Here is a 22,092-nt window from a genome sequence, read left to right as displayed (position 1 = left end):
CTCCATGGCATGAGTCTCTCCACCACCGCGCCCCGCGCCCCGTCCCGCCGCACCGACCTGGTCACACCGCTGCTCGCGGTGGGGTTGGTGGTGATGTGGAGCTCGGGTTTCGTCGGAGCCGAGCTCGGCACCCGGTACGCGTCCTCCACGACCCTGCTGGCCTGGCGGTTCCTCCTGGTGGCCGCGGCGTTGGTCGCCTGGTGCCTATGGCGGGGCTCGCGCGTGCGCCGTCGCGACCTGGCCCTGCACGCCCTCATCGGGCTACTCGCGCAGGCCGGTTTCCTGTACGGCGTGGTGGCCGCCGCCGAACACGGGGTGTCGGCCGGTACGAGCGCGTTGGTCGCCGCGCTGCAACCGATGGTGGCCACGGCCCTGGCCATCCCCCTGTTGGGCGAATCGGTGCGCGGCCGGCAGGTCCTGGGACTGGCCGTGGGACTGGGCGGCGTGGGGTTGGCGGTGGGCTCCGACCTGTTGGGCGCGCAAGCCGCCCCTTGGTGGGCCTACCTGTTGCCGTTGGGGGCGATGCTGTCGTTGGTGACGGCCACCCTGGTGGAGCGTCGGACCCGGCCCGGCGGGAACCTGATCGAGGCGTTGGCCGTGCAGTGCACGGTCAGCGCGGTGCTGTTCATGGGTCTGGCCTCGGTCACCGGAACCCTCGCCCCACCCATGGAACCGGGGTTCTGGGCGGCGGTGCTCTGGGTGGTGGTGCTGTCCACCCTGGGCGGGTACGGGTTGTACTGGGTCAACCTGGCGCGCACCGGCGTGGCCCGGGTCTCGGCGCTGCTCTACCTCACCCCGCCCACCACGATGTTGTGGACCTGGTGGATGTTCGGCGACCCCGTGGGCCCCGGCGCCCTGGCCGGCCTGGGCGTGTGCCTGATGGCGGTATGGCTGGTGCGATCGGGTACGGCTACGATGAGTGCATGATCTCTACTGTGCTGTCCGTCCTGGCCCTGATCGTCGTGGTCGGGATCTTCCTCTCGATCTTCGTCGGTGGCGCCGTATACGTCGCGCGGACTCGTCGCAACGGAACCGAGGCCATGCTGGCCGGCGCCCGCAGGGTGCGCGAGCTGCGCTGACCTCGGCCCCCTCAACTCTCCAGGGTCTCGGGGTCGGGACCGAAGCGACGCCCCTCGTCGAGTCCCTCGATGCGTTCCATCGCCTCCCGCGACAACTCGAAGTCGAACACCTCGAAGTTGGAGCGGATGCGCTCGGGCGTGACCGACTTGGGAATGACCACGTTGCCCAGTTGGATGTGCCACCGCAGCAGGATCTGCGCGGTGGTCCGTCCCAGTTCCCGGGCGATCTCCACGATGAGCGGATGGTCCAGCAACCGTCCCGAGCCCAAGGGACTCCACGCCTCGGTGACGATGTTGTGCTCGTCGTCGAAGGCGCGCAGTTCGGCCTGGGCCAGTAGCGGGTGCAACTCGATCTGGTTGACCATGGGGGCGATTCCGCCCTCCCTCAGGACACGTTCCAGGTGTGGGCGGTTGAAATTGCACACCCCGATCGAACGTGCCCGGCCCTCGGAGTAGAGGCGTTCCAGCGCCTTCCACGTGGACACGTACCGGTCGTGCCCGGGTTGTGGCCAGTGCACGAGGTAGAGATCGACCACGTCCGTCCCCAGACGTTCGGCGCTGGCGTCGAAGGCGCGCAGGGTGGGGTCGTAGCCGTGGTCGGGATTGGCGACCTTGGTGGTGACGAACACGTCGTCCCGCGCCAGCCCGGAACGGCGCAGTGCCTCCCCCACACCGGCCTCGTTGCCGTAGGAGGCCGCGGTGTCGATACTGCGGTACCCGACGGCCAAGGCTTCCATGACCGCCGCGGTCACGGCGTCATCGGGTACCTGCCACACGCCGAAGCCCATTTGTGGCATGCGAAGCCCGTTGTTCAGTGTGATGGTGGGAACCGTCATCGTCCTCATCCCCCGTCGGTCCGACCGGCCGATCGCCGTGTACGTCGTCCTTCTTGCTCCCGTATTCGTGGTCTGTTCGACCACTGTGCGCATACTGCCACGTCGGCGCTGGTGCGGACCTGAGGCTGCGCCGCTGTCGGCCGGGCTTTTCACCCGGATGGCCGGACCCGGCCACTCCCGCGCGGGGGGGCGATAGTCTGCCCGCCCGAACCCGGGAGGGGACGAATGGGACAAGAGGACCGGCTTCGGGTCAGCGCGGAACTCGGGCGGGACCGTGGCGCGCTGGTCGAGCGGATCGTCACCGAGGTGTACGCGCAGGTGCCCGCCTACCGGGCGCTGCACACCTCGCAGCTGGCGGAGGTCCGGGCGATCACGTCGTGGTTGGTCACCCGTTCGATGGAGCTATGGGTGCGCGGCGCGGACCGGCTTGCGGAGGAGGACGTGGAGCGGCTGCGTGGCATCGGGCGGACACGCGCCGCCGACGGCCGGTCCATCGGCGCGGTGGTGCGCGCGCACCGGGTGGGTTCGGCCGCCGCGGTGCGGATCATCCGGGAGCGGGCGGGCGATCGGCTCGACACCGACGACGTGTTCGCTCTGGGCGAACTCTGGTTGACCTCCCTCGACCAGATCTCCGAGAGCCTATCCCAGGGCCACGTCGAGGCCGCCGACCGTCTCGACGCCGACCGGGAACGGGCCCGCCGCGCCCTGCTCGACGACCTGCTCATCGGCCGCCAGTCCTCCCCCGGCGCGATCCGCGACCGGGCGCGCACGTTGGGCATCGCGCCACCCGACCCGGCGACGTTGGTGGTGGTCGAACCCGACGGGGAGTCGGGCGCGACCGTGGCGACCGGCCTGGACCTGTTGCGGGAGGTGACCGGCGCGGACCCGCTGGTGACCACGCGTTCGGGCCGGGTGGTGGTACTGGTCGCGGCCCAGGACGCCGCGCGCGTGATCGCCGCGATGGTGGAACGGGGCCTACGGGGATGCGCGTTGGCGCCACGCGCGCTCGGCGACATGTCGGCGGCCTACCGGCTGGCGGACGGCGCCCTGGAGACCGCGCCACCCCACGCCCTGGGCGACGACGGTCTGCTCCGTGAGGCCGACGCCTGTGTGCTCGCCCTGCTCAACGGTGGCGGCGTCGCCCCGGCCACGGTGCGCCGCACGGTCCTGGGCCCACTGCTCAACCTCGAACACCGGCACCTGTTGGAGACGTTGGGCGCCTATTTCCGGTCCGGGGCGGCCACCACCGCCGCCGACGAGCTGCACGTGCACGCCCAGACCCTGCGCTACCGACTGCGTCGGGTCCGTGAACTGACCGGTCATGATCCGCACCGTCCCTGGTCGCGATTCGTGTTGGAGACGGCCTGCGCCATCGCGCCCTGAGCCCGCCGTGCCCTGGCCGGAACCCGGGTGCGGAAGGCGGGACGGATGGGTAGGAACCGTGCGGCAATACCGCCCCCCGTCCGAGGAAGGCCCACGATGACCACCACCCCTCCGCCCCTGCACGGCCCCGAGTTCGAGGCCGACCCGCACCCCGCCTACCGGTGGTTGCGCGAGAACCGGCCGGTACACCGGGTGGACCTGCCCGGCGGCGCGTGGGCGTGGGTGGTGACCCGCTACGGTGACGCCCGCGACGTGCTCGCCGACCCCGAGATGCTCAAGGACCCGTTGGCGGGTGAGCGGACCTGGTTCGAGGCCGGGTTGGGTCTGCCCTACGACCACCGGGACAGCCTGCGGCGCAGCATGGTGAACGTGGACGCCCCCGATCACACCCGGCTGCGTCGGGCGGCGAGCGCCGCCTTCACACCCAGGCGCGTGCGGGCACTGGAGGAGAGCGCCGAACGGGTCACCGCCCGGCTGTTGGACGCGTTGGTCGCCTCCCCCGACCCCGACCTGGTGCGCGACCTGGCCTACCCGCTACCGATCGCGATCATCTGCGACATCCTCGGGGTGCCCGAGGCGGACCGGCCCGAGTTCCACCGTCAGGCCGCGGTGATCGATTCCTCGTCCTACGAAGAGGTCGAGGCGATCGCCGCGACGACCGACTGGTTCGACTCCTACCTGGGGTCGTTGGTGGACGCCCGACTGGCCGAGCCCACCGACGACCTGCTCAACGACCTCGTACAGGCGCACCGCGCCGGGGACCTCACTCGCGACGAGGTGACCTCCACCGCGTTCCTGTTGCTGGTGGCCGGACACGAGACGACCGTGGCGCTGATCGGCAACATGCTGCTGACCCTGTTGCGCCATCCCGACCGGTTGGAACGCGTCCGCGAGGACCGTTCCCTGCTGGACCCGGCGATCGAGGAATCGTTGCGGCTGGAGAGCCCGTTGCAGAACGCGACCTGGCGCTTCCCCGCCCGGCCCACCACCGTGGGCGGGGTGCGCCTGGAGGCGGGCGAACCCGTTCTGGTGTCGCTGTTGGCCGCCGGGCGCGACCCGCAACAGTACGAGGACCCCGACACCTTCGACCTCGAACGTGGCTCCTCCCACCTCGCCTTCGGGCACGGGGCGCACTTTTGCATCGGGGCTCGCCTGGCGCGGATGGAGGCGCGGGTCGCGGTGGGCGCGGTCCTGGACCGTCTGCCCGGGCTACGGCTCTCCGTCCCCGAATCCGAGCTGCGCTGGTGGCCGAGCATGATCATGCACGGGCTGTTCGCGCTGCCGGTGACCTTCGACCCGGGCCGGTAGACCGTGTTCCGGCCGGCCGGGTGAAGTCTTGCCCTGCCATGGGGTGCTGTTTCTCCCGTGACAACGGTCGGTGGCCGAGACTGGCAGGCGGGACGCGTCCAACCGCGTTCCGCCACCTACTCGCAAGGGGGAATCGGTCGTGACGACCTCCGATCAGCGCACGAACACGCCCAAGCCGCGCAGCAGCCAGCCGTGGCTCCATCAGCGGGGCGAGGAGATCCAGCAGTTCGGGACGGTCCGCCAACTTCCGGTCGGGTTGTCCTACGACACCCGGATGTACTCGTGCCAGCGACTCAACCAGGTCCTGTGCGACACCCGCATCCTGCACGACCTCTACAAGAAGCACCACTGGTTGATGCGCGGTCAGACCTTCTACCAGCTGCACCTGCTCATGGACAAGCACGCCGACGAGCAGTTGGAGCTGATCGACACCGTCGCCGAGCGCGTCCAGACCCTGGGCGGTGTGGCGGTGGGCGACCCCCGACACGTCGCGGAGATCACGAGGATCCCACGTCCACCGAACGGGGCCGAGGAGGTCCCGGCGATGCTCTCCCGTCTGTTGGAGGCCCACGAGACCATCCTGGAGGAGGCCCACGACGCGGCCGCGCGCGTGCAGGAGTTGGGTGACGACGGCACCAACGACGTGCTGGTCTCGGACGTGATCCGCACCAACGAGCTGGAGGCGTGGTTCGTGGCCGAACACCTGGTGGACACCCCGCTGGTGAGCGGCTGATCCACACGGACCACCGGGGCCGGGCGCCATAGCGGTGCCCGGCCCCGGGTCGAGGCGAGGTCGCGGTCCGGAAACGGACCGCGTCCGGGAGGAATCGAACGGGTCGAGAGGGTAGGTACCGGGACGTTGATCCGTGCCTCGTCGGAGCTTTCGGTCGGGGTACCAAGCCCGTACTCCCGATCCCCCGGAGGTACTCGACGTGTCCGCTTCCCTGGCCCTGCCCCGTGTTCTACGCGTGGGTGCGGGGGCCTCGTCCGAGTTGGCCGAGGTCCTGGACTCATTCGGCCTGTCCCGTCCCCTGTTGGTGACCGACCCCTTCGTCGCCTCCCGACCCTTCTTCCACGAGATCCTGAGCCGGCTGGAACGGGCCGGGATCTCGCCGGGGGTGTTCACCGAGACCGTGCCCGACCCCACCACCGAGGTGGTGGACGCGGGGGTGCGGGCGTTGCGGGAGGGCGATTTCGACTCGTTGGTGGGGGTGGGCGGCGGTAGCCCCATCGACACCGCCAAGGCCGTCGCCCTGCTCGGCTCGCACGGTGGCCGTATGCGCGACTACAAGGCCCCGGTGGTCACCGACGCGCCCGCCCTTCCGGTGATCGCGGTCCCGACCACCGCGGGCACGGGTTCGGAGTCGACCCGCTACAGCATCATCACCGACGCGGAGACCGACGAGAAGATGCTGTGCGCGGGGCTGGCGATGCTGCCGCGGGCGGCACTCGTGGACTTCGAACTGACCTTGGAGATGCCGGCCCGGCTGACCGCCGACACCGGGGTGGACGCCTTGACCCACGCCATCGAGGCGTACGTGAGCACCAAGGCCAACCCGATCTCGGACGGTCTGGCCCGGGACGCGATGCGCACGCTCTTCGCCCACCTGCGCTCGGCGTACGCCGACCCCGCGGACCGGGCCGCCCGGGAGGCGGTCATGGCGGGCGCGACGCAGGCCGGTATGGCCTTCTCCAACTCCAGCGTGGCCCTGGTGCACGGGATGAGTCGACCGATCGGCGCGCACTTCAAGGTGGCGCACGGATTGTCCAACGCGATGCTGTTGCCGACGGTCACGGAGTTCTCGGTGGGCGCGGCGCCTGAGCGCTACGCCGACTGCGCACGGGCGATGGGAATGGCCGCGCCGGGCAGCACGGACGGTGAGGCCACCGGGGCGCTGGTGTGGGAGCTGCGACTGCTCAACGAGGAGTTGGGGGTGCCCTCCCCGCGCGCCCACGGGATCGACGCCGAGCGTTGGTGGGAGCTGGCGCCGTTGATGGCACGGCAGGCGTTGGCGTCGGGTTCGCCGGGGAACAATCCGCGGGTGCCCACCGCCGAGGAGGTCGTGGAGCTGTACCACGCCGTCTACGGCTGATCGGGAGAGGGGGCCGCGCACGCGTGGTGCGGCCCCCTTATCCTTCGGCCCCGCTACCGGGTGATGCCCCACCTGCGGCGCAGAGAACGGTCGGCCCAGTTGAAGAACACGTCGATGAGGATCCCGATCGCCAGCACGATGATGATGTAGCTGAGCAGTCGTTCGGCGTCGTTGAGCTGGCGCGCCTGACTCAGCGCCCACCCGATCGAGTTCTGCTGGTTGATGATCACCAGCAGCTCTCCCGCCATCAGGGAGCGCCAGGCGAACGCCCATCCCTGTTTGAGCCCGGTGACGAACATCGGCAGCGCGGCGGGGATGATCAGCAGCCGGTACCGCTGTGCCCCGCGCAACCCCATGACCTTGCCGGCGCGCAGCAGCGACGGCTGCACGTAGTCGATACCCGAGGTGAGACCACCCGCGATCGAGGGCGCCGCGCCCAGGACGATCACGAACATGATCGCGGACTCGCTGATGCCGTACAGCAGCATCGCGAAGGGGAACCACACGATCGACGGCATCGTTTGCAGGCCGGTGATGAGCGAGCCGATCGCCACCCGCAACGGCTTGAACTGCGACACGGCCAGGCCGACGACCACACCCACGGCCAGGGCCAGAGCGAAGCCGATGAAGGCCCGCCGCATGGTGACCCGTACGGCCTCCCAGAACTCGGGGGTGGTGATCTCCCCGAAGAGGGTGGGCAGGACGCGGTCGGGCCCGGGGAAGACCCATTCGGTACGCCAGCCGCTCCACACCACGGCCTGCCAGGCCAACAGCACCAAGGCGACGGCGGCGAGCTTGGGCCAGGTGGCCGCCCAGATCCTGCCCGCGGTCTCGGCCACGCTCCGTTCGTCGCTGCCACGCTTGGGCTGTAGTTCGAGGGCGTCCAGGCCTTGGACGGCGGTGTCCCTGTCCTGGGTCTCAGGCATGGCGTGAGACCTCCTCACGGAGTCGGTCGGTGATGGCGGCGGCCTGTTCGGCGATCAGGGCGGAGTCGATGCGGCGGGGGCGTTCACCCTTCACCTCGAAATCGGAGATGACGCGCCCGGGACGGCTGGACAACAGCACGACCCGGTCGCCCAGGCGCACCGCCTCACGCACGTTGTGGGTGACGAACATGATGGTCAGGGACTTCTCCCGCCAGATCCGTTCCAGTTCGTCGTGGAGGATGTCGCGGGTCATGGCGTCCAGCGCGCCGAAGGGTTCGTCCATGAGCAGGACGTCGGCGTCCTGGGCCAGGGCTCGGGCCAGGGCCACGCGCTGGCGCATGCCGCCGGAGAGTTCGTGCGGGCGCTTGCGCTCCAGTCCGGTCAGACGCACCAGGTCCAGGAGTTCGGCCACACGCTTGCGACGTTCGGCCTTGGGAACCTTGTTGACCTTCATGGGGATCTCGATGTTGGCGCCGACGGTGAGCCAGGGGAAGAGCGCGGCCTCCTGGAACATCATGGCCACACGGTGTTCACCCACGTCCACGCTGCCGGTGGTGGGGTCCTCCAGTCCGGCGACGAGGGAGAGCAGGGTGCTCTTGCCGCATCCGGAGGCGCCCAGGATGGCCAGGAACTCGCCCTCCTCTACCTGGACGGACATCCCGTCGATGGCGGTGACGGCGCCACCGCCGCGCCCGAACACCTTGGAGATGTCGTCGATCCGCACGGCGTTGGTGTCGGTGCGGGTCTCGGTGATGGTGCTCATTGTTTCCCTTCGCCTTCCAGGCCCACCGGGGCGGCCGAGGCGGCTCTCGGTGGGTTCGGGCGGACCCGCGTGTCGGGGGTTCGAGGTCTGAAGCGGCACGGAAAAACTCTACTTAATAAGTAGGTTTTGTGGAAGCGCTAGAAGCCCTCGACCTCGTCGTGTCCTTCCTCGGCGAGGATCTCGTTGAGCGCTTCGAGCGAGTAGATCCCCTCCAGCTCCACCGGGTCGAGCAGACCGACGGCCTCGGCGTGCTCGGCTCCGCCTCGCAGCGAGGCAGAGATGGGGTCGGCGGTGAACGAGACGTTGTCGAAGGCGGAGGCGACGACCTCCGGGGAGAGGTCTCCGCCGGTGAGGGCCTCCAGGTGGGCCAGGGTCACCTCCTGGGCCTCCTCGGAGTTGTCGTTCATCCAGTCGATCGTCTCGACGTGGCCCCGCAGCAGGTCCCGGACGGTATCGGGGTTCTCCTCCAGGAATTCGGCGTTGACGATCAGGTTGGTGGTGACGAACTCACCGCCGGTGTCCGGCCACAGGTCCTTCTCGTCGACGAGCAACTCGGCGTCGTGCTCCAGGATCAGCCGACTCAGATGCGGCTCGGGCACCCACGCGCCGTCGATCTCACCGAGCTCGAAGGCGTTGATGATCTCGGCGTTCTCCTGCGGCAGGATGGACAACTCGCCACCGCCCTCGGTGTCGATGTCCCACCCCTGCTCCTCGGCGAACCAGCGCAACGCCACGTCCTGGGTGTTGCCCAGCTGGGGCGTGGAGATGGTGTGGCCGGGCAGGTCCTCGACGTCGTCGATGCCCTCGCGCACCACCAGACCGGCACCCTGGGAGGTGGAGCCGGCTATGACGTGCAGCGCGGTGCCGCCGGACTGGGACCAGCCGTTGATCGTCGGGTTGGGACCGATGAAGGTCGCGTCGATCTCGCCGGAGAAGAGCGCGTTGATCGCGTCCGGGCCGGCGTTGAAGGTCTGGGTGGACAGATCGACGTCGCCGAGCGCCTCGTCGAAGGTCCCGTTCTCCACACCCACCAGGGCGGGCGCGTGGGTGACGTTCGGAAAGTAGCCGAGGGTGAGGGTGTCGGCGTCTCCGCCCGCGTCGGCGTCGGAGCCCCCGCAGCCGGTCGCGACCAGCCCGATCGCCAGTGCCGCGGCGGCGGTCGAAAGCGCGGAGGTTCGCATGCTCATGGGGCCCTCTTCTGTCGTGGGGTCGACCGGACAAGGAAATCCTACTTAATGAGTAGGATTAATGGGAAGGAAGGGCGCCATTCCCCCATGTGACCTGCGCCACTTCGGATCCGGCCCCTGGCACGCGAAAGGGCGGTGGAGTCGAAGGACTCCACCGCCCCGAACGGCGTACGGCGCGCGGTTACTCGACCGGCCGACCCTCGGCGTCGACGGCCAGGACGACGCCCTGCCAGGCCTGCTGGATGTACTCCAGGACCTGCTCGTCGTGGAGCAGCTCGGCCAGCAGCTGGACCCGCTCGTCGTCGACGTTCTCGTCCAAGGCCACCAGGCCGTTGGCGTACTTCTCGACGTAGTCGTCACCCTCGGGCTCCCAGGCCAGGAGGTTGGACTCCTCGGCGAGGTCGGCCTCGATGGCGTAGTTGCCGTTGACGACCGCGGCGTCGACGTCGGTGATCGAGCGCGGAAGCTGGGCGGCCTCCAGCGGCGTGATCGTCAGGTCGTTCGGGTTGTCGGTGATGTCCTTCTCCGTGGCGGTCTCACCGGCCTCCGGGTCGACGGTGATCAGACCCTCGGTCTCAAGAATGCCCAGGGCTCGGTTGAGGTTGGCCGGGTCGTTGGGAACCGCGACCTCGGCGCCCTCGGGCAGGTCGTCGATGCTCTCCACGCTCTCGGAGTACAGCCCCAGGCGCTCGATGTGCACGTCGGTGATGTAGGTGAGGTCGGCCTCGGGGCCGTTCTCCAGCCACTCGTTCAGGAACGAGCGGTGCTGGAAGTAGTTCGCGTCCAGGTCGCCGTCGACCAACTGGGCGTTGGGCGTGTTGTAGTCGGCGATCTCCACGATGTCGAGGTCCAGCCCGGCCTCCTCGGCGAGGTTCTCGTCGATGAAGGCGAGGACGTCACCGTGCGGAACGGGGTTGACACCGATCCGGAGCGGTGCCTGGCCGTCCTCGGTGGACTCGGCGGCCTGCTCACTGGGGGCACCGCAGGCCGCGACCGCGAGAGTCAGGGCGGCCGCGCCGATGAGGATCGAGGTCGTGCGCATGAGTGCGCTCCTTCGTGATCGTGGGATGGAGGATCGCGGGGGGTGGCCGAGGCCGGGACGGGCCTGGACGCGGTGTACTCGGACGCCCCTTTGGTGCGCCTACGAGCCGATCAGACCCTATCCAACCTACATGGTAGGAATAATCCGATTAACGCCGACCGAAACGTGGCCTTGGCCACAGCCCAGAGATTACCTATTAATCAGGTAGATATTAAGGGAAATACGGCGCATCATGGAATCATGCTCAGCGCACGCACCGCCACACCCGGAACCAACGGTCGCTCCACCCTCACGCGGCCACCCCTGACCGCCGTCCGCTCCCCCGAGGGCCACCCCCCGAAGGTCACGGCCCCCGAAGGGGAACACTCCCTGCTCGGCGTCCTACCCCTGCCCGAGAGCGGCCGGTACATGCTGGTCTATGGGGTCGTCGTGGACGAACCCCATCCCCGGGCGCATCCCACCGCCGAGGCGACCGACGGTGTCCTGTTGCTGGACCGCAACGCCCGTCGGGTCTGGGTCCAAGGCCAAGAGATCGACCTGACCTACCAGGAGTACGAGCTGCTGGACTGCCTGACCGCCGCCCCCGGCCGCGCGGTCACCCGCTCCGAACTCCTCGAACGGGTCTGGGGTGTGAGTCGGGACCTGCACTCGCGCACCATCGACGTGCACATCCACCGACTGCGCCGGAAGCTGGGACCGGCCGGAGAACGCATCGCCACGGTCCGCAAGGTCGGGTACATCTATCGCGGCCCCCGGGCGTCGGCGCCGGAGCGGGGGGACTGACCGGGTGGTGGCGGCCAACCCTAGAACGACGACCAGGCCCAGGCCGAGCAGGACGAGGCCGGTGATGGTGGCGGCCCAGTCCTCGCCGAGTCGGAACCCCGACCGCGCGGGGGCGCTTTCGGGTGTGGGGGTGGAGGGTGTCTCGCTCATGTCCTTCTCGATCTCCGGGCGTCGATGCGCCCTGGGGTGACGGGGGTGGCGGGGAGGCGTCGACCCAACTCGATTAAACCTACTTATTTAGTAGAGTTAAAGGGTATGGGTCGAGCCGGACCCCGCGACGACGCGGGTCACGCCGTCGCGGGCCTTCGGGAAACGGTGCGGGTCAGCCGCGTGGATCGGTCACCGGCAGGCCGGCGGCACGCCAGGCGCGAAAACCACCGTCCAGGTCGGTGGCGTGGGCCAGCCCCAGCTCCTGGAGCTGGACCGCGGCCAGACTGGAGGCGTAGCCCTCGTTGCAGAACAGCACGATGCGGCGGTCGGCGGAGTCGGCTTCGGGCACTCGGTCGGGGCTGGTGGGGTCCAAACGCCATTCCAAGACGTTGCGGTCGATCACCAGGGCGCCGGGGATCTCCCCCTCGGTCTCCCGATCGATGACGGGGCGCGTGTCCACCAGCAGGGCGCCCTCACACTGGGCGACATGGGCCCGGTACGGGTCGAGCCGCTTCAGGCGGGCGCGCTTTTCGTTGAGGAGCCGTTCGATGGCGCTGACCGAAGGCCCGCTCATCGCCGCCCCTCCCCCGTCGCGGCCTCCTCGGAGGGGACGGTCTCCAGGGTGGGGACGCCCGATTCGGGCGCGGTGGTGAGGATGCTGTCGGTACGCCGCAGCGAGCCCTGGTCGGTGATCTCGTAGTAGTGCATGGCGGTCAGCGGCGGCGAGTAGGCGTGGACGCTCACGGCCGGACCGTCGGAGGCGTTGACGACGTCGTGCACGTGACCGAGGGGGAAGCGACCGCCCCCGGGTTCGGCCAGGGTGCGCTCGCGCGGTCCGGCGTCCCAGTAGTACTCCACCAGCTCGCCGGTGACGATGGTGAGCGCGCCCAGCGAACCGGCGTGGTCGTGCAGTCGGGTGGACTGGTCGGGGGTCCAGGAGATGAGCCAGACGTCGGTGTAGTCGTCGGCGTGCAGCCGGACCGACCACCGATTCTCGGCGTCGAAGTGGATCTCGTGGAGCCCCTGGCGGACCTCCTCCGCGACCTTCGCGGTCAACCCGGACAGGCGGTCCAGGGTGAGCGGCGTGGGCGCGGCGATGTCGTTGATGGTCATGGTCCTTGTCGCCTTCTCGTGCTGTCGGTGGTGATCCGGGGACTCCTGTCACCGACAGCGCTCATCGAAGGTGAACGGCCGCCACCAGGGCCGAAGGTGTGATGGTGCGCCAGCTTCCATGCACGCCAGTAAACCACATTCCCTACAGGTTTAGTTGGCAATTGCACTCGACGGGCCTCACGTCCGCCCCACCTCGGGAAGGAGGGTGCCCCCGCTCGATCGGGGGCACCCTCGTCATACCCGGAGAAATCCCCGAAGACGGTCGTACAGGCGGGTCAGGGCGGCGCGCAGACGTCCGACGGGCGGGCGCACTCCAGGGGCCACGGAGACCGGGGCCGGGCCGGCCAAGGGTGCGGTGAGGAGCAGCCCACCCGGGAGGTCGCGTCGAACAGGGCGACCCACGGCGGTCTCCAGGGGGATCCGGTACAACACCGCGCGATCGGAGGCGTTCACCAGCGTCAGAGCACGATCCTCTCGCAGCACGAGGACCCCACCGGGATCCACACCCGGGGCAAGCTCGACCTCGACCACGAGGTCGGCGCCGCGACGCCCACTGTCGACCCGGACGACCGGATCCACGGCGAGCTGCGCCCACAGGGTGTGCTCGGCCCCTTCGAAGACGTCGGTGACGCGCATCGGACCACTCCCATCGCGTTGAGTTGTCTGGACTCAATTTTATTGACGCCCACCTGCTCGGGCAAGTGATTCATCGAGGCGCACCCCGGACTGTGAGAGGGGTCACCAGAGTGCGAGAATGAGCCCGCCGAGCCCCGGCCAGGACCCCCTCACCCACACGGAGCGAACATGGCACTCGTCGCCGGAATCGACAGTTCGACACAGTCCTGCAAGGTCGTGGTCTGTGACAGCACCACCGGCAAGGTGGTGCGCGAGGGACGCGCCCCACACCCCGACGGCACCGAGACCCACCCCCGCCACTGGTGGAGCGCCCTGAGCGAGGCCTCCTCCGGGCTGCTCGACGACGTCGCCGCGGTCTCCGTGGCCGGTCAACAACACGGCATGGTCGTGGTCGACGAGGACGGGGAGGTCATCCGCCCCGCCCTGCTGTGGAACGACGCCCGCTCCGCCGGGGCGACCCACGACCTGGTCCAGGAACTGGGCGGCCCCAAGGCCTGGGCCGACGCCGTGGGAAACGTGCCGGTGGCCAGCTTCACCGTCGGCAAGCTGCGTTGGTTCGCCGAACACGAACCCGAGCTCGCCGCCCGCGCGCACGGTGTCATGCTCCCCCACGACTGGCTGACCTGGCGGCTCGGCGGCGCCCGCCGGGCACCCACCACCGACCGCGGCGACGCCTCCGGCACCGGCTACTGGTCCCCCGCCGAGAACACCTACCGCACCGACCTGCTGGTGCGCGGGTTCGGCCGGGAACTGGAGGTCCCCCGCGTGGCCGCCCCCGCCGAGACCGTGGGCCACACCCCCGAGGGCGCGCTCATCGCGCCCGGCACCGGAGACAACATGGGGGCCGCCCTCGGCCTGGGCGTGCGCCCCGGCGACGTGGTGGTGTCCCTGGGCACCAGCGGCACCGTGTTCGCCGCCCACGACCGCCCCACCCACGACCCCACCGGAACGGTGTGCGGTTTCGCCGACGCCACCGGCGGCCACCTGCCATTGGTGTGCACCCTCAACGCCGCCCGGGTACTGAGCTCGGCCGCCGCGATGCTCGGCACCGACCTGGCCGGGCTCGACCACCTCGCGTTGGGAGCGCGCCCGGGGTCGGATGGCGTGGTGTTGCTGCCCTACCTGGACGGTGAGCGCACCCCGGAACTCCCCGAGGCCACCGGATCCCTGCACGGCCTGCGCAGGGACAACATGACCCCCGCCAACATCGCCCGCGCCGCCGTGGAGGGGATGTTGTGCGGACTCGCCGACGGGTTGGCCGCCCTCTCCGGGCAGGGTGTGCCCACCGAACGGGTGCTGCTGGTGGGCGGAGGCGCCCGGTCGGCCGCGGTCCGCGCCATCGCCCCCATCGTCCTGGGCGCGCCCGTGGTGGTTCCACCGGCCGCCGAGTACGTGGCGTTGGGCGCCGCCCGCCAGGCCGCCTGGGCGCTGTCCGGCGAGGAATCACCGCCGGTGTGGACCCTGGGCGCACCGGAGGAGTCGTCCACGTACAACTCCGAGGCCGGAACGGAACTGCGTGAACGCTACGCGCACTTCCGGCACACCGTTCACGGGGTATAGGCCCGCGAAGGCCCCGGAACACGGGTTCGGTACGCTGTTCCATCGTGTTCCGGGGCACTCCGGACTTTCGAGCTGCGGGAGCATGCATGTCGGTCGAGGAACGGTTGCGGGTACCGATCGGATCGGCGCCGAACTGGTCCACCTATCCCGACGCCCGCCGAATCCTCGTCGTGGCCCACACCGTCACCACCCTGACGAGGCTTCTCGACGTCCTTCCGCTGTTCGATTCCGACCCGAGGATCCAGCTCGTCTTCACCCGGGCCAGAACCTCCAACTTCCGCGAGGGCGTCACCGAATTCCTCGATGACATCGGTGCTCTCGTCGCACCCTGGGAACAGGCACTGGAGGAGGAATTCGACCTGGCGATCGCGGCCAGTTACGGCGATGACCTACACCTGATAAACGCGCCTTTGATTGTTTTCTCTCATGGCGCGGGGTACAATAAGATAGGGAAAGCGGAAAGCGGAAAGCGGAAAGCGGCCTTCGGGCTCGGTCCGGCCACCCTCCTGCGGGACGGGACCCTCGTTCCCGGAACGCTCGTGTTGTCCCACCCCGAACAGCTCGACCGTCTCCGCCGGAGCTGCCCCGAGGCCGTGAACGCCGCGCTCATCGCCGGAGACCCCTCCCACGACCGCATCCTGGCCGGACTCCCCTGGCGTGACCGCTACCGCGACCACCTCGAAACCGGGCACCGGAAACTGGTCGTGGTCAGCTCCACCTGGGGGCCTGGTTCCCTCCTCGGCTCCCGGCCCGAACTCCTGAACCGGTTGCTCGCCGAACTGCCCGTCGACGAGTACCGCGTCGCCCTCGCCCTGCACCCCAACACCTGGCACGGCCACGGTCACCACCAGGTACGTTCCTGGCTCGCCGAGGCCGAACGCGCCGGTCTGCGCGTACTTCCGCCCCGCCAGGGCTGGCAGGCCGCGCTCGTGGCCGCCGACCACGTCATCGGCGACCACGGATCCGTCACCGCCTATGGGGCGTCCCTGGGTACCCACACCATGCTCGGGGCCTTTCCCGACACCGAGATGGATCCGTTCTCCCCCATCGCCCGATTCGGCCGCTCCGCCACCCGGTTACGCGCCGACCTCCCCCTGCTCCCGCAGATCCTCGCCGACGCCGCCGACCACAAACCCGACCGGTTCGCGGCCTTCACCGACCGGCTCAACTCCCAACCCGGCGGCTCCGGACGGATCCTGCGCGAGACCTTCTACCGGCTCCTGGATCTACCCGAACCCGAGCGCCCGGTACGGACCCTCCCCGCCGACGTCCCCATCCCCTATCGACGGGGTTGGCCCGACGCCACCGACCACGCACCACTGTGGAGCACAGTCCAAGAGGAGGGTTCCGGGCTCCGGGTGCGCCGCCACCCCGTCGAATCCATCACCAGGGAACGGCTCTTCCTGGACCGCCCCCACTTGGTCACCCATACGGACGAGACCCAGGCCCGGTGGAGCGAAGCCGCCTGCCTGCTCCTCTGCGGCCCCGACTCGGGGAGCCCCGGTGGGGGTACCTCCTGGGCAGTGCTGCGGGCAAGGTTGTCCGATCACCCTCGGGCCCACCTCGCGGTCGCCGCGGACGGCCCCGACTGCCTGCTCGTCGACCGTGACGGCACACGGATCAGGCTGGTGGCGGACGACCCCGGACACCGACACGATCCCACCACCGCCGCCTCGGCGTACTGGCATCAATGGGTCGAGGGTGAAGCCCCCGAGGGATCACTCCTCGTCCTGCTGGGCGAGCACGAGGCGAGCTTCACCATCCGAGCATCGAGCGAAGGATGATCAACCCAAGGACCATACGGCGAGTCGCTCGCGGACATCGGCCGCGTCGCGCTCGGCGTTCGCCGCCTCGTACGCCTCCAACGCACGCTCCAGGTCCGATCGGGAGGCCACGGTGTCCCGCACCCGGTTCACGTCGGCTCGCAGCACGTACACGTCTCCGACCCGGCGCAGGTCACCAAGGAGACGGTGGCGATCGATCGCGCCATCGTACGATTCCAGGGCCTCCTCGACCCGGCCCTGGTCCCGACGCAGGTCGCCCAGGGCCGTGCCGGTTCGGGCGTGGTTCTGGTGGTCGCCCTCGGCGAGCAGCCCTCTCGCGTGCAGGAGCAGGGACTCCGCCTCTGCCGGACGTCCCGCCCGCCGGTGGGCGACGCCCTCCTTGCGTTCCATGATGTGCAGTGCCCTGAGATCGACGGGGTCCAGACCTTCGGCGATGCGGCGGGCCTCGGCGAAGTGCCCGATCGCGGCGTCGTACTCTTCAGCGTCGGTCTCGACGTCCCCGAGCGCGTCGTGGGCGGTGAGGACCACCAGCGGGTGCTCGCCCTGGGCGAGTTTCAGGGCCCGCTCCGCTTGAAGGCGCGCGTCCGTGGGGTTCCGGTCCCGGCGATAGGCGATGGCCGTCTGCACGCACAGGCGGGAGAGCCGAGCGGGTTCGAGGTGGTGGGTGTCCAGGGTCGCCCGCAATACGGGCGCCTGCGCATCGACCATGTCGGTGAACCAGCCGGAGTGGAACCAGAAGGGCCACAGGACCTCGCACAGTTCCGCGGCCATCGCGAAGTGGCCCGCGGCCACGGCGTCGATCACGACCTTGACCAGGGTCTGACGTTCGGGGGTCAGCGCCTGTCGGGCCTCGTCGATGCTCCCGAAGGAGCGAGCGGCCCGCGCGCCGTCGGGGAAGGCCGAACGGCCGTCGAGTTCGACCTGGAGCCAGCGACCCGGCATCAGCTTTCGGTGCGCGGCGTAACCGATCTCGTAGTAGTGGGTGAGGGTGCGCCGGGGGGTGTCCAAGGGTTTCTCCGTGTCAGGGGTGAAGGTCGACCGCATACTGCGCGTGATGAAGCGGTACCTGGGTTCGGAGCCGGTCACGACGGTGTCGAGGACGCCCCTCTCCGTCAGGATTCCCAGCCCCGCACGCACGTCCTCCGGTCTCGCGGAGTCGGCCATGAGGGCCTCGGCCAGATCGAAACCGAAATCGACGTCGGGGAGGCCGGCCAGTCGGACCGCCAAGGCACGTTGCCCATCATCGAGTCCCGCGAAGTCCACACGATCACGCGGACGCCGCCCCGGGACGGCGTCCGAACCGAAGTGGTTCCGGTGCGCGGTGGCGAGTGGGTCCGGTGCCCCGCACTGGCGTTCGACGTGGACATCGAAGGCGTAGTCCGCGATGAGCCCGGGATTGCCTCCGGCCGCGGCCACGAAGTCGGCGACCATCGCCCATTCCCGTGGCCGGGAGGGTGCCAGGTCCGACCGCAGGCGGAACATCGTCGTGGCGTCCTCGTCCGACAAGGCGTCCAGCTGGATGGAGCGCCATTGAACGTGGCGCAGGAGCCTCCTGTCGTCACGGCCCAGCGTCCTCAGGTCGAAGTTCTGGGGTCCGGTGACCACGGTGAGACTTCCCGGTGAGGTCGCCAGGAAGAGGCGGACGTCGGTGAAGTTGCCCGGAGAATCCACCATCACGGCGATCCCGCTCCGCCATCGCGGGCTCTGGTGCAGCTTCTGGACACGCCACTCCAGGGTGGCCGGAATGTCCTCCTCCGCAATGTCCATGAGACGCAACAGGCGGCCCACGGCCATCCACGGATCCTCCCGGACCAGGTCCACCAGGACGTGGCCGCCGGGAAAACGGGCACGATCCCGCTCGAAACCGTCGTGCAGGAGTTTCAGGCCGAAGGCGGTCGTGCCCCCGCCCTGGATCCTGCTGGACACCGTGAGCATGGTCGAGGCACTCGGGTCCTCGTCGATGATCCGTTGCGCGTCGGCCCGAGGTTCATCCCGGTCCACATAGGAGGGAGGCACCAGGAGATCGAAGGCGCGTTCGGAGTCGTCGGAGACATCAGTGACGTCAGAGATGGCACCGTTGATGTAGTGGACCGTGATGTCACGCGCCTGGAACAACGTTCCGAAGACATCCCGGGCGTTGTTGGACGTGCTGTCCCTGGGGGTTTCGACGCTCAACGGGTCCACCTCACGGTGCGCGACTGCTGGGGTACCGGAAGACTATCCAGCCATGCCCCATCCGACCGTTCGGGTGGCCCCGCCGGCCGCAGTCGGCCACTCGCACCTGGGAGGGATCAGGCTCCAGGGCCCTCCCACTTGTCGCGAAGGAACTCGTCGACGTCATAGGGCATCAGGTTGAGCGGCGGCCCCGGGGGCGCGTTCGTGTTCATCGCCCGGATCTTCTTGTTCAAGCCTTCCAGGAGTTCCCTGACCCGCTTCTCCGTCCGGGCCTTGCGCGCCTCGATCAGGGTGTCCTCGGCTTCCTTGCGCAGTCGCAGAGTGGGCGGCAGCAGCGAGACGTTCTCCTGCTTGAGCTTGCGCTTGATCCACCAGTTCTCGTCATAGGGGCGGTCGATGTCGGGAATGGGCTTGCCGGCACCGGGAAGATCGTCGAACTCTCCCTTTTCCTGAGCCTCACGGATCTGGACATCGATCCAGGACTCGAATTCCATACCGGTGGGCTTGCGTTTCGTCATTGAACCGCCTCCTCCAGGGTGAGCATGCGAGTACACGTCCGTATGGGCCGTCCCACAAGACCATCCTGCCTTGTGGAAGTGGACGATCGACATGGCCCCCGGAAAAATCCCCGGCACGCGCCGGACCCGAGCCGATCCGCACCGATCCGTACCGGTGGGGGTGTCGGTGGGGTTTGTCCGGATGGGAATGGGTGGGGCGCCTCGGGTCGAGAACCTTGAGGTTGTTGGGCGTTGTTCGGGTGGCTGGTGGGGCGCCTCGGGTCGGGGTCCTGGGGGTTGTTGGGCGTTGTTCGGGTGGCTGGTGGGGCGCCTCGGGTCGGGGTCCTGGGGGTTGTTGGGCGTTGTTCGGGTGGTTCTCCCTCCTTCCCCGCCGCGTGATTGTTGCCGCCCGCACCGCACGCGTCAAGGCGATGTCGGGTTCTGTGACGATGGGGTTAGTGGCCTTGACCCGTGCGGTGCGGGCGGCGGTTTGGCGGCTATCGGGGAAGGGGGAGAGAGTGGTTGAGGTCCCAACGGCCCCGGGCCCTTCGGGCCCCCGGGGCCCGGTCCGGCCGTGGCCGGCCGGATCCCTTCCCTTCCCTCTGGTGTCCTCGTTGAGCGCGTCGCCACTACGTGACGGGTCCGGTCACGAAGGACCCGCTACAGGTGAGGCACGGGGCGGGCCGCGTCCCCGCGGTAGCCACCTCTGGTGAAGCTCTCTCCCTGATGATCTTGCTCGTAGCGCCATGTTGGGCGCCCAACATGGCGCTACGGACAAGATCATCATGATGAAGAGACAACATGGGGTTGGTGGTGCGGGTGGGCCGGTACCTGGGGCGGGAGCCAGTACCGGGGGTGGGAGTCGTGCCGACACCCCCGATGGGAGCCACTCCAGCCCCGGAATGTGGCTCCGGGTGGGGGTCGCGGTGTTTCTGCCCCTGGGCATGCTGATATCCCCACAGGGCATAGGGCCCTTGGGGTCTGACACCCAACCGGGGGTGGTCTCGTCGGGGTGGTGTTCCACCTGGCGGAAGTACGCGGTGGTTAGGGGGCGGTGGCTGGGGCTGGCTCTCCTTCCCCATCCCCGGACCCGGCTTCCTTTCCTGCTTCTTGGCGGTTCTGGGCGTGGTGGTGTTCCCAGATCTGCCGGTTCACCTTGGCCTGTAACCGGTGCTTGAGCCTGTTGTGGGTCGAGCACAGGATCTGCATGTTGTCGGCGCTGGTGGCCCCGCCGTGGGAGAAGGGGACGATGTGGTCGTACTGCGACCAGCTACGCGGCACATCACAGCCCTCGTGCCACTCGCAGTAGGACTTCTTGAACCCGGCCGCTTGGCGGACCGGGTCCGGAGCGCACCGCTGCTTACGCCCCACATCCAACAGAGTCCGGCCCTGGGCGTCGGTCACGAACCGGCGCAGCCAGCTGTGGGGGGTCAGGCGGGCCACCATCTGATCGGGCAACACCACACCATCCTCGGTGACGGCCGGCTCTGCGGTGCCGTCTCCGAGGAAGCGCTTCAGCGGGACGGTGATGTTGAGGGTCGCCAACGGCTGGCGGCTCAGGCTGGAGCAACCCCGGTGGGTCAGAGCGGTCTCGAAGATCCGCATCATCGCGTCATAAGTGCGCTGATGCTTCGGCATCGCCGCGTTCTCCGGCCCATACGGCTGCGTGTAAGCCTCCAGGGCGGCCTGGATCAGTTCGTTATCGGCCCCCGGCCCCCACATCCGCAGCAAAAACCCGGACTCGAACGTGGGCGAGAACTGGGCGCCCCGGTTCTCGAACGTTTCATCGTAGTCCCGGTCGGCCTTTTCCGGGTCCAGGCGGGCGACGAACCATTTCGCCGCGTCCCGCAACTGGCGCACCGAAGCCTGCGGGCACTCCTGCTTATAGGCGATCAGCCCGTATTCCAACCGGGCCCGAAACCCCTCCACCGAAGGACGCTGGGCACGGAATTCCTCATCCGCCGTTTCCAGGACCTTCGCCCATTCGGTGGTGGCCTTTTCGGTGGAGGTCGCGATCGCGCACGCCTCACCCAAAGACAGAGTCTGCTTCCCAAACGCTTCTTCCACCAGGGGCAGCTGCTGCTGGTACAACGCTCGGGCGAGGGTGGCAAGGCTCTTGGCCTCGGCCGGAGAGGTCCCCCACTGGTGGGTGATCCACGCCTGGATACTGCGCTGGCCACCCTCTTCCAACAAGGCGCCGGTGGCCTCCATCCGGGCCAGGGCGGGCAACATCCCGTAGCGGATCCGGTCGACTTCCCCATTGAGCCGGCGAAACTGGGCGAGCGTCTCGGTTTCACACCCGAACGGGATATCCCGGCCGGAGAATTCCACCGCCATCTCCCGCGCACCCACCATCGCCTGATCGACCGGGGTGTTCCCGGCCGGGCGCGGCGCGTGGGGAGGAAAGCTCATACTCTGATTATATGCGAACACCCCAGAAAATGGCAGGCTTACCGGCGGGTATATTCAACCTATTTCCAGGGCGGCGAATGCGCCTACCATAGATGGGGTGGCCATTCTTGGTTATCCACAGCCCGGAATCGAAGCGGATCCGGGTTTTGATCTTGTCCGTAGCGCCATGTTGGGCGCCCAACATGGCGCTACGAGCAAGATCATCGCTGAAAAGACCAGAGCCGGCTACCGCGGGGACGCGCCCCACCACTCACCCGACCTGTAGCGGGTCCTTCGTGACCGGACCCGTCACGTAATGGCGACGCGGCCCACGAGAAAGCCAGACGGGCGGGAAGGGATCCGGCCGGCTACGGCCGGACCGGGCG

At 68.9% G+C, this 22,092-nt stretch carries 20 protein-coding genes; 9 read left to right on the top strand and 11 right to left on the bottom strand.

From position 1 onward, the window contains the following. Nucleotides 1-9: 9 nt before the first annotated feature. Both ACWGSK_RS00100 and ACWGSK_RS00095 read left to right on the top strand, forming a co-directional pair. Nucleotides 10-927 carry a DMT family transporter gene (locus ACWGSK_RS00100; RefSeq protein ID WP_452454800.1) on the top strand — a complete coding sequence of 306 codons (918 nt, stop codon included), beginning with the start codon at nucleotides 10-12 and terminating at the stop codon, nucleotides 925-927. Continuing rightward, nucleotides 924-1,079: a hypothetical protein gene (locus ACWGSK_RS00095; RefSeq protein WP_452454799.1), complete on the top strand. Its 156-nt coding sequence runs from the start codon at nucleotides 924-926 to the stop codon at nucleotides 1,077-1,079. The genes ACWGSK_RS00100 and ACWGSK_RS00095 overlap by 4 nt, the downstream gene beginning before the upstream one ends. A gap of 11 nt (nucleotides 1,080-1,090) precedes the next feature. On the opposite strand, the gene ACWGSK_RS00090 is transcribed toward ACWGSK_RS00095, so the two are convergent. Beyond that, a complete protein-coding gene (locus ACWGSK_RS00090) occupies nucleotides 1,091-1,915 on the bottom strand; it encodes an aldo/keto reductase (RefSeq protein WP_452454798.1) in 825 nt (274 codons plus the stop codon). Nucleotides 1,916-2,140: 225 nt separating this feature from the next. On the opposite strand from ACWGSK_RS00090, the gene ACWGSK_RS00085 reads away from it, so the two are divergent. The 4 genes from ACWGSK_RS00085 (at nucleotide 2,141) to ACWGSK_RS00070 (ending at nucleotide 6,699) form a co-directional block, all read left to right on the top strand. Then, nucleotides 2,141-3,298, top strand: coding sequence for a PucR family transcriptional regulator (locus ACWGSK_RS00085; protein ID WP_452454797.1), 1,158 nt, complete (start codon nucleotides 2,141-2,143; stop codon nucleotides 3,296-3,298). Nucleotides 3,299-3,394: 96 nt separating this feature from the next. Further along, nucleotides 3,395-4,606 (top strand): cytochrome P450 family protein, encoded by a 1,212-nt coding sequence (locus tag ACWGSK_RS00080; protein WP_358506331.1) that lies wholly within the window; start codon nucleotides 3,395-3,397, stop codon nucleotides 4,604-4,606. A gap of 139 nt (nucleotides 4,607-4,745) precedes the next feature. Continuing rightward, complete coding sequence (locus tag ACWGSK_RS00075) at nucleotides 4,746-5,339, top strand: Dps family protein (protein WP_067606094.1); 594 nt, start codon at nucleotides 4,746-4,748, stop codon at nucleotides 5,337-5,339. 199 nt (nucleotides 5,340-5,538) lie between these two features. Continuing rightward, the gene (locus ACWGSK_RS00070) at nucleotides 5,539-6,699 is read left to right on the top strand and encodes an iron-containing alcohol dehydrogenase (protein ID WP_452454796.1); all 1,161 of its coding nucleotides are present in this window, start codon (nucleotides 5,539-5,541) and stop codon (nucleotides 6,697-6,699) included. A gap of 53 nt (nucleotides 6,700-6,752) precedes the next feature. Here ACWGSK_RS00070 and ACWGSK_RS00065 read toward each other — a convergent pair whose 3' ends face one another. The 4 genes from ACWGSK_RS00065 to ACWGSK_RS00050 all read right to left on the bottom strand — a co-directional run bounded on the left by ACWGSK_RS00065 (nucleotide 6,753) and on the right by ACWGSK_RS00050 (nucleotide 10,617). Beyond that, complete coding sequence (locus ACWGSK_RS00065; RefSeq protein WP_358506325.1) at nucleotides 6,753-7,625, bottom strand: ABC transporter permease; 873 nt, start codon at nucleotides 7,623-7,625, stop codon at nucleotides 6,753-6,755. Then, nucleotides 7,618-8,388: an ABC transporter ATP-binding protein gene (locus ACWGSK_RS00060; RefSeq protein ID WP_452454795.1), complete on the bottom strand. Its 771-nt coding sequence runs from the start codon at nucleotides 8,386-8,388 to the stop codon at nucleotides 7,618-7,620. The genes ACWGSK_RS00065 and ACWGSK_RS00060 overlap by 8 nt, the downstream gene beginning before the upstream one ends. Before the next feature lie 137 nt (nucleotides 8,389-8,525). Continuing rightward, entirely contained in the window at nucleotides 8,526-9,575 is a 1,050-nt protein-coding gene (locus ACWGSK_RS00055; RefSeq protein ID WP_358506319.1) for an ABC transporter substrate-binding protein, read from the bottom strand. 181 nt (nucleotides 9,576-9,756) lie between these two features. Next, nucleotides 9,757-10,617 carry a MetQ/NlpA family ABC transporter substrate-binding protein gene (locus ACWGSK_RS00050; RefSeq protein ID WP_452454794.1) on the bottom strand — a complete coding sequence of 287 codons (861 nt, stop codon included), beginning with the start codon at nucleotides 10,615-10,617 and terminating at the stop codon, nucleotides 9,757-9,759. Nucleotides 10,618-10,857: 240 nt separating this feature from the next. On the opposite strand from ACWGSK_RS00050, the gene ACWGSK_RS00045 reads away from it, so the two are divergent. Continuing rightward, on the top strand, nucleotides 10,858-11,400 hold the full coding sequence (locus tag ACWGSK_RS00045) for a winged helix-turn-helix domain-containing protein (protein ID WP_452454793.1): 543 nt from the start codon (nucleotides 10,858-10,860) through the stop codon (nucleotides 11,398-11,400). A gap of 322 nt (nucleotides 11,401-11,722) precedes the next feature. On the opposite strand, the gene ACWGSK_RS00040 is transcribed toward ACWGSK_RS00045, so the two are convergent. From ACWGSK_RS00040 to ACWGSK_RS00030, 3 genes are all read right to left on the bottom strand, one after another. After that, a complete protein-coding gene (locus ACWGSK_RS00040) occupies nucleotides 11,723-12,124 on the bottom strand; it encodes a rhodanese-like domain-containing protein (RefSeq protein ID WP_452454792.1) in 402 nt (133 codons plus the stop codon). Next, on the bottom strand, nucleotides 12,121-12,663 hold the full coding sequence (locus ACWGSK_RS00035; protein ID WP_452454791.1) for a cysteine dioxygenase: 543 nt from the start codon (nucleotides 12,661-12,663) through the stop codon (nucleotides 12,121-12,123). The genes ACWGSK_RS00040 and ACWGSK_RS00035 overlap by 4 nt, the downstream gene beginning before the upstream one ends. Nucleotides 12,664-12,897: 234 nt before the next feature. Then, nucleotides 12,898-13,299 carry a hypothetical protein gene (locus tag ACWGSK_RS00030; RefSeq protein WP_452454790.1) on the bottom strand — a complete coding sequence of 134 codons (402 nt, stop codon included), beginning with the start codon at nucleotides 13,297-13,299 and terminating at the stop codon, nucleotides 12,898-12,900. Nucleotides 13,300-13,467: 168 nt separating this feature from the next. On the opposite strand from ACWGSK_RS00030, the gene xylB reads away from it, so the two are divergent. Both xylB and ACWGSK_RS00020 read left to right on the top strand, forming a co-directional pair. Beyond that, on the top strand, nucleotides 13,468-14,859 hold the full coding sequence (gene xylB, locus ACWGSK_RS00025; protein ID WP_358506301.1) for a xylulokinase: 1,392 nt from the start codon (nucleotides 13,468-13,470) through the stop codon (nucleotides 14,857-14,859). A gap of 86 nt (nucleotides 14,860-14,945) precedes the next feature. Next, nucleotides 14,946-16,643, top strand: a complete 1,698-nt coding sequence (locus tag ACWGSK_RS00020) for a hypothetical protein (RefSeq protein WP_452454789.1) — start codon at nucleotides 14,946-14,948, stop codon at nucleotides 16,641-16,643. Here the strand turns inward: ACWGSK_RS00020 and ACWGSK_RS00015 are convergent, their stop codons facing one another. From ACWGSK_RS00015 to ACWGSK_RS00005, 3 genes are all read right to left on the bottom strand, one after another. Continuing rightward, nucleotides 16,644-18,818: a tetratricopeptide repeat protein gene (locus ACWGSK_RS00015; protein ID WP_452454788.1), complete on the bottom strand. Its 2,175-nt coding sequence runs from the start codon at nucleotides 18,816-18,818 to the stop codon at nucleotides 16,644-16,646. A 116-nt stretch (nucleotides 18,819-18,934) separates the two neighbouring features. After that, nucleotides 18,935-19,336: a DnaJ family domain-containing protein gene (locus ACWGSK_RS00010; RefSeq protein WP_358506289.1), complete on the bottom strand. Its 402-nt coding sequence runs from the start codon at nucleotides 19,334-19,336 to the stop codon at nucleotides 18,935-18,937. A gap of 1,023 nt (nucleotides 19,337-20,359) precedes the next feature. Further along, a complete protein-coding gene (locus ACWGSK_RS00005) occupies nucleotides 20,360-21,727 on the bottom strand; it encodes a DUF222 domain-containing protein (protein WP_452454787.1) in 1,368 nt (455 codons plus the stop codon). Nucleotides 21,728-22,092: the final 365 nt, after the last annotated feature.

It is taken from the genome of Nocardiopsis sp. NPDC055551 (genome assembly GCF_053619415.1).
The sequence above is the reverse complement of the archived record's forward strand: the minus strand, read 5'-3'. Positions and strand labels throughout refer to the sequence as shown.